At 39.3% G+C, this 1658-nt stretch carries 2 protein-coding genes; both read right to left on the reverse strand.

Annotation, left to right across the window (positions count from 1 at the left end):
* A partial coding sequence (locus ABT299_RS52615) for a restriction endonuclease subunit S (protein WP_500255472.1) occupies nucleotides 1-415 on the reverse strand: 415 nt, incomplete at its 3' end.
* On the reverse strand, nucleotides 405-1658 hold a 1254-nt coding region (locus tag ABT299_RS52620), incomplete at its 5' end, for a type I restriction-modification system subunit M (RefSeq protein WP_500255471.1). The genes ABT299_RS52615 and ABT299_RS52620, both read right to left, overlap by 11 nt.

The raw sequence follows: 1658 nt of genomic DNA on the forward strand, positions 1-1658 counted from the left end.
TGACTTCCCCATATCGCTTGAGCTCATTAGTTCTTGAAAAAATAAAATAACTATCAAGTTTATTTTGATCAGGAACAATTGATTGAAACCCTTGATTAGTTGTAGCTTCTTTGGCTAATATAGCGGTGTTTCCGATACCAGCACGAGAAGTAAATAAGACGGTTCCTACTGGTAAAATTCGAGCTGAACTCTTCTTTAGACCTAGTTCAGTAATAGTCTTTTTACTTTTACTAACATAACTTTGTTCTCCAATTTCAGCTGGTGCATACCAATCAATATCACCGTCCCAGTATTCAGGGTTCGATGTACTTGGTGTTCCACCACCAACAATATTAGATAATTCTCCTAACTTACGCTCTTCCCAATCATCCGTAAAACCTTCAAACCTTAATTGTGGACTCTTTTTACTCATCATGCCCACCTCTCAAAAGAAGACGCATCGAATCAATTAAGGCTTGATTCTCTTCACTTTCTGAAAAATCGTCAATCAACGATAAGAGCACTTGCTCTTGTTGAACTAATTCTTCATTGACCTTAAGGAGATTGGTATTTACTGCAACCAAATCAACCGGTTCCTCTTCCTCAAAGGTATCGACATAACGAGGGATATTTAAGTTAAAGTCATTTTCTTGGATCTCATCAAAACTTGCAACATGAGCATATCTTTCAATATCTTCTCGTTTTTTGTAGATAGAAACAATTTTATCAATATGTTCATCCAACAGGACATTTTTATTTTTTTGTTTTTCAAAATCTTGAGAAGCATCGATAAATAAGACATCACGATGAGAGCGGTTTTTCTTCAAAATAATAACCGTTGTCGGAATACTCGTTCCAAAAAAAATATTGGCCGGCAAGCCAATGACCGCATCAATGGCTCCCATTTCTAAAAGGGCTTGACGAATGGTTCCTTCTGCGGCTCCTCTAAAGAGCACGCCATGCGGAAGGACAATTCCCATTGTTCCCGATTCTTTCAAATGGTAAAAACCGTGAAGGAGAAAGGCAAAGTCAGCTTTAGATTTAGGCGCTAATTTTCCAAAACGCTCAAAACGAGGGTCAGAGAGAAACTGATCTGCCGCTGACCATTTTGCAGAATAAGGTGGATTCATGACTACGGAATCAAACTGATAAGGCTCTTCTGAGGGCCAATCGGCATCTAAAGTATCTCCGTTATTCAGGTTCATGCGTTCTTTATCCACCCCATGAAGAATTAAGTTCATACGTGCCAAGTTAAAGGTCGTTGTATTTAACTCTTGTCCATGATAGTGCACTTGATTTGGATTGATGAGATAGCGACGAATATTAAGCATCAAAGAACCTGAACCCATCGCAGGGTCATAGATATGAAAAGGTGCTCGAGATTCTTGGCCGATTGAAGTGATCTCTGACATGATGCGTGAAACAGCTTGTGGGGTATAAAACTCGCCTGCTTTTTTACCCGCACCTTCCGCAAACATCCCAATTAAATACTCATAAGCGTCCCCAATCACATCGCCATTGTGTTCAAATAAGTCAATCTCATCTAAAGCACGCAAGACCTCAGTAATCGTCACATTACGTTGTTGTGCATTTGAGCCTAATTTTGTGGAGTTTAAATCAATATCCGCAAACAATCCACTGAATTCTTCTCCTTGACGTTCCAACTCATTAAAACCTGC

Origin of the sequence: Spirillospora sp. NPDC000708, assembly GCF_040299565.1 — a bacterium.
Lineage (GTDB): Bacteria > Actinomycetota > Actinomycetes > Streptosporangiales > Streptosporangiaceae > Spirillospora.